Here is a 5,946-nt window from a genome sequence, read left to right as displayed (position 1 = left end):
TCTATATTAGTATACCCAAACCAATAACCGTATCATGATGACAAGTGGAAGTAGAATAAATATCAATCAACACTTATAAACACCTCAATTTACACCTTAAGCCTTAACAATTAGCAAGTCTTTTTCTTGTCACTTTTTATAAAATAGCTTATAATTAAGTCAAATATAGTCAAAGTTGAGAAAAGGAGGGATTTTTATGGATAATATGTCAGATATTATCGAACATTATATTAAACAATTATTATCTCAAGCACCTGATGACAAAATAGAATTAAAGCGACAAGCTGTCGCTCAAAAATTTGATTGTGTTCCCTCTCAATTAAATTATGTAATTAAAACACGTTTTACACGTGAACACGGTTATGCAATTGAAAGTAAGCGTGGTGGTGGTGGGTTTATCCGTATTTCTAAAATACGTACACATGACCGCGCATTATTTTTTGACCATTTAATGGATATTATTGGTGATAGTATTGAAGCTGTTAATGCTGAAAATATTGTTGTTGGTTTATTAAATGACCAATTAATTACATTGCGTGAACGTCAATTAATTACTAATATTATTAATTGTGAAATTGATCAAAGTGATATCTTCCATGCAGGTGAAATACGTGCACGTTTACTTATTGAATTTTTACAAGTATTAAAATATAACGAATACCAAAATTAAGGAGGTTATTATGTTATTTAGTCGTTTTACCAATAGTGCACAACGTGTACTTACTTATGCCAAAAAGATGGCTATTCAATACCAACATCCCTACATTAGCACTGAACATTTATTATTAGGTTTAGTTCATGAACCTGAAGGCATTGCTGCACATATCTTATCAAGTTGTCATGTAACAGAAACACAAGTGATGGATGCTATCAATGATTTAATGACAACTGAAATCTCGCCTACTGATAAGCCAGAATATACACCGCGTGCAAAACAAATTATCGAATTTTCAATGGAAGAAGCACGTGAATCAGATAAAAATATTGTTGGTACTGAACATCTATTGTTAGCTTTAATTAAAGAAAGTGATGGGATTGCTGCTCGTGTTTTGAAACAAGTTAATCTTAATTTAAATAAAGTTCAAACAATGATTAATAAAATTAATCAACAGCAAGAATATCAATCAGACCAAGTTGAACATACTAGTTTAACATCTACACTAGATGGCTTAGCACGTGATTTAACACAACAAGCACGTGAAACGCATTTAGATCCAGTTATTGGTCGTCACAAAGAAATCATCCGTATTATTGAAGTACTAAGTCGTCGAACTAAAAATAATCCTGTTTTAATTGGTGAACCTGGTGTAGGTAAAACAGCGATTGTCGAAGGTTTAGCACAAGCTATCATTCATCAAGAAGTACCCGAAACATTACTAAATAAACGTGTGATGACATTAGATATGGGTAGCATGGTCGCTGGTACTAAATATCGTGGTGAGTTTGAAGATCGTTTGAAAAAAGTAATGGAAGAAATTCGAAAAGATGGCGAAGTTATTTTATTCATTGATGAATTACATACATTAATTGGTGCTGGTGGCGCTGAAGGTGCTATTGATGCTTCAAATATTTTAAAACCTGCCTTATCTCGTGGCGAAGTACAATGTATTGGTGCCACAACAATTGATGAATATCGTAAATATATTGAAAAAGATGCAGCTTTAGAGCGTCGTTTCCAACCTGTCAAAGTTGATGAACCAACAAGTGAAGACAGTATTGAAATTTTAAAAGGTTTACGCACACATTATGAAACACATCATAAAGTAAAAATTACAGATGAAGCCATTGAAGCAGCAGTTAAAATGAGTCATCGCTATATACAAAATAGATTTTTACCAGATAAAGCCATTGATTTAATTGACGAAGCTAGTGCTAAAGTACGTTTACGTGCATTAACTGTACCTGAAATTCTTAAAACAATGGAAAGCGAATTAGAACAAGCTAAAACTGATAAACGTCAAGCTGTTTTAACTCAACAATTTGAACAAGCTGCACGTTTACGTGACAAAGAAAAATTATTAGAACGACAATTAGATCATGAACGTACTTTATGGCATCAACAACGTCAAAATGAACGCATCTTAATTACAGAAGAACATATTGCTGATATTATCGGTGCTTGGACAGGTATTCCTGTGAGTCGCCTTGAACAAACAGAAAGTGATCGCCTATTAAAATTAGAAGCAACACTACATGAGCGTGTAATTGGTCAACAAGAAGCCATTACTTCTATTGCTAAAGCTGTGCGACGTGCTAGAAGTGGCTTAAAAGATCCTAAACGTCCGATTGGAAGCTTTATTTTCTTAGGACCAACAGGTGTAGGTAAAACTGAATTGGCACGTGCTTTAGCAGAATCAATGTTTGGTGATGATAAGGCAATGATTCGTATTGACATGAGTGAATATATGGAAAAATTCTCAACAAGTCGTTTAGTCGGTGCACCTCCAGGCTTTGTTGGTTATGAAGAAGGTGGCCAATTAACAGAAGCAGTTAAACAAAAACCTTACTCTGTTGTTTTATTAGATGAAATTGAAAAAGCACATCCAGATGTTTTCAATTTATTATTACAAGTATTAGATGATGGGCATTTAACAGATGGTCAAGGTCGTACGATAGACTTCAAAAATACAATTATTATTATGACTTCCAATGTAGGTGCACAGCAATTAAAAGATGCTAAATTTGTTGGTTTTGGTGGCAATGACGTCGTTAAGAAAGATTATGCTGCACTACAAAAAGCCACAATGGAACAATTAAAGAAAAATTATCGTCCTGAATTCTTAAATCGTATTGATGATATTATTGTTTTCCATGAATTAACAAAAGAACAATTAGGTGAAATCGTGACATTGCTAGTAGATAATCTATCGCAACGTTTAGCTGAACAAAATATTAAAGTGAGTTTAACTGATGAGGCTAAAGCATTAATTGTTAAAGAAGGTTACAATCCTGAATATGGTGCACGTCCATTAAAACGTGCTTTACAAAAAAATGTGGAAGATATGTTATCTGAAGAAATTTTACGTAAAGGTGATTTAAGTAATAAGAATTTAACGATTGATGTCAAAAATGATAAATTTATTATTCGCTACCGTAAACCACGTAAAACAACTAAGCTTAATTAGGAGATTATTATGGCAAAAAAAAGTGATTTAAGATTTGAATGCCAACATTGTGGTTATCAGTCAGCAAAGTTTATGGGTAAATGCCCTGGATGTCAAAGTTGGAATTCTATGGTTGAAGTACTAGAAATCAAACAGAGTAAACCTAAAAATTCTTTCTTACATGAAGATGCTTTTAAGCAAGCTCAAGTGACAAAATTAAAAGATATTAGTGCTGAAGATGCCCCAAGAACAACAACGGGTTCAAAAGAACTTGACCGTGTACTTGGTGGTGGTATTGTGCACGGTTCACTTGTTTTAATTGGTGGTGATCCTGGTATTGGTAAATCTACTTTATTATTACAAATGTTTGGTGCCTTATCTGCACGTCAAGAAAATGTGTTATATATTTCTGGTGAAGAATCTGTCAGACAAACAAAATTACGTGCTGATCGTTTAACTGTCTCTACAGACAATTTAAACGTTTATGCCGAAACTAATTTACAAGTCATTAGTGAAGCGGTGAAACAAATTAAACCGAGTTTTTTAGTCATTGATTCGATTCAAACGATCTATCATCCTGAAATTCAAAGTGCACCTGGTAGTGTTTCTCAAGTGAGAGAATGTACGCAAGAATTAATGCGAATTGCTAAAACATTAAATATTGCGGTATTTATTGTTGGGCATGTGACTAAAGAAGGGACAATTGCTGGACCACGTTTATTAGAACATATGGTCGATACTGTACTCTATTTTGAGGGTGATAATCACCATACTTATCGTGTTTTACGTGCTGTTAAAAATAGATTTGGTTCAACTAATGAATTAGGTATATTTGAAATGAAAACAGAAGGATTAATAGAAGTTGCTAATCCTTCTGAAATTTTCTTAGAAGAACGCAATAAGGTTGTATCAGGTTCTACAATTGTTGCAACAATGGAAGGTACACGTCCTTTATTAGTAGAAGTACAAGCACTAGTTACGTCTACTGCTTTTAATAATCCAAGACGAATGTCTACAGGTATTGAACAAAATAAAGTTGTGTTATTACTTGCTGTCTTAGAAAAAAAAGCAGGTTATTTATTACAACAGCAAGATGCTTATGTTAAAGTTGCAGGTGGTGTTAAATTAGATGAACCTGCTGTAGATTTAGCAATTGTTATGGCTGTTGCTTCAAGTTTTAAAGATCAACCAACTCATCCAGAAGATTGTTTTATTGGCGAAGTTGGATTAACTGGAGAAGTTCGTCGTGTTTCTCGTATTGAACAGCGCGTACAAGAAGCTGTCAAACTTGGATTCAAACGTATCTTCTTACCAAAAAGTAATTTATCGGGCTGGCAACATCCTGACAATATTACTTTAGTAGGTGTCGAGAGTATTCAACAAGCACTTTATCATACATTTAAGTCTTAATAGATAATACCGCTTCATAGATATGAATATTTACATAAATGATAGAATAGTTATCCACTTATTCTATCATTTATCTCTTCACTGATACTCACTTATTCGTTATAATAAAACTATGCTTTACTATTAGCGAAAGGAGGCAAAGCATGATTTTAAAATATGTCGTTAGATTTATTTCCACTGTTATCGGTATGAGTGTCGGCTATTGGAGCTTGTCATTATTTACTTTATATACTCATATCAATTTAATACCTTTTGATTTTATTAGTAATGAAATCGCTGGTCTAGTTATTGGAGGCATTTTATTCTTTATTTTGTCTTTATTCTTTACAAACACCTTAGTCGCAATGATCAAAAAAATTGAACAACGTATTATTCGTATCCCCGTTCAAGATATTATTGTTGCCACTGTAGGTTTAATTATTGGTTTATTAATTGCTTCTTTAATTAGCACAGGTATTAGTTATATTGGTTTAAGTATTGTAGACAGCACTATTCCAATTATTTTATATGTTTTCTTAGGTTATTTAGGTTTTTATGTCGGTTTATCTAAACGTGTAGAATTAACCAATCTTGTAACACTTAATCGCATAAATCGAGATAGAGAGAAAAAAGAAGCCACACCACCACCTTTACCTAAAAAAGGCACGGCTATAAAAAAAGTTTTAGATTCGAGTGTGTTAATTGATCATCGTATTACAGAAGTAGCTGAAACTGGCTTTTTAGAAGGTGAATTAATTATTCCTCAATTTGTACTTAATGAATTACAACTTATCGCAGATTCAGAAGATCCCGTCAAACGTAATAAAGGACGTTTAGGTTTAGAATGTGTTAAAAAACTTAAAGAAAGCCCTAATCTATATGCCCGTATAGATGATAAATATAAGTTCAATTTAAATGATGCCGTTGATAATCTAATTATGGATTATGCCTTAAAATATAAATGTGCCATTTTAACAACTGATTATAATTTAAATCGTGTCAGTGAATTACGAGGCATTCGTATATTAAATGTTAATGATCTATCTAATGCCGTTAAACCCATATTATCCAATGGTGAGCGTTTTAGTGTCCATATTGTTAAAGAAGGTAAAGAAGCCAACCAAGGTGTTGCCTATACAGATGATGGCACAATGATTGTCGTTGAAAATGGTAAAAAGTTTGTCGGTCAAACAATAGACGCAGAAGTACAAAGTATCTTACAAACTTCAGCAGGTAGAATCATTTTCGTTAAACCAATATAAATAAGAATGGTATGCCCCCCATCCACTTATAGGGGGGCATACCATTTTTTATTTTATACATGAAATTTGACGAGTATTAATAGAGTGACACTTAAATCAAGTTATGTCAGTAATGATATTTTTGCTATAATCTAAAATTATAAGAGAGGAACTCCTGTTTGGACTACTTTGCCTTTGGCTTAGCGGTCTTT

4 protein-coding genes are annotated in these 5,946 nt (G+C 33.0%); all 4 read left to right on the top strand.

The features are described 5' to 3' along the window. Nucleotides 1-196 precede the first annotated feature (196 nt). Nucleotides 197-670: a CtsR family transcriptional regulator gene (locus tag AC5EAH_RS07630; protein WP_493494183.1), complete on the top strand. Its 474-nt coding sequence runs from the start codon at nucleotides 197-199 to the stop codon at nucleotides 668-670. A gap of 10 nt (nucleotides 671-680) precedes the next feature. Further along, a complete protein-coding gene (locus AC5EAH_RS07625; RefSeq protein WP_493494182.1) occupies nucleotides 681-3,125 on the top strand; it encodes an ATP-dependent Clp protease ATP-binding subunit in 2,445 nt (814 codons plus the stop codon). Nucleotides 3,126-3,134: 9 nt separating this feature from the next. Continuing rightward, the gene (radA, locus tag AC5EAH_RS07620; RefSeq protein ID WP_493494181.1) at nucleotides 3,135-4,514 is read left to right on the top strand and encodes a DNA repair protein RadA; all 1,380 of its coding nucleotides are present in this window, start codon (nucleotides 3,135-3,137) and stop codon (nucleotides 4,512-4,514) included. 143 nt (nucleotides 4,515-4,657) lie between these two features. Next, nucleotides 4,658-5,755: a PIN/TRAM domain-containing protein gene (locus AC5EAH_RS07615; RefSeq protein WP_493494180.1), complete on the top strand. Its 1,098-nt coding sequence runs from the start codon at nucleotides 4,658-4,660 to the stop codon at nucleotides 5,753-5,755. The last annotated feature ends 191 nt before the right edge of the window (nucleotides 5,756-5,946 follow it).

Source organism: Staphylococcus sp. B1(2026), from assembly GCF_058895785.1.
The sequence above is the reverse complement of the archived record's forward strand: the minus strand, read 5'-3'. Positions and strand labels throughout refer to the sequence as shown.

Excerpts from the sequence above, each read along its gene's own strand:
- AC5EAH_RS07630 (WP_493494183.1), top strand. The coding sequence starts at position 197 with ATGGATAATATGTCAGATATTATCGAACATTATATTAAACAATTATTA.
- AC5EAH_RS07625 (WP_493494182.1), top strand. The coding sequence starts at position 681 with ATGTTATTTAGTCGTTTTACCAATAGTGCACAACGTGTACTTACTTAT.
- radA (WP_493494181.1), top strand. The coding sequence starts at position 3,135 with ATGGCAAAAAAAAGTGATTTAAGATTTGAATGCCAACATTGTGGTTAT.
- AC5EAH_RS07615 (WP_493494180.1), top strand. The coding sequence starts at position 4,658 with ATGATTTTAAAATATGTCGTTAGATTTATTTCCACTGTTATCGGTATG.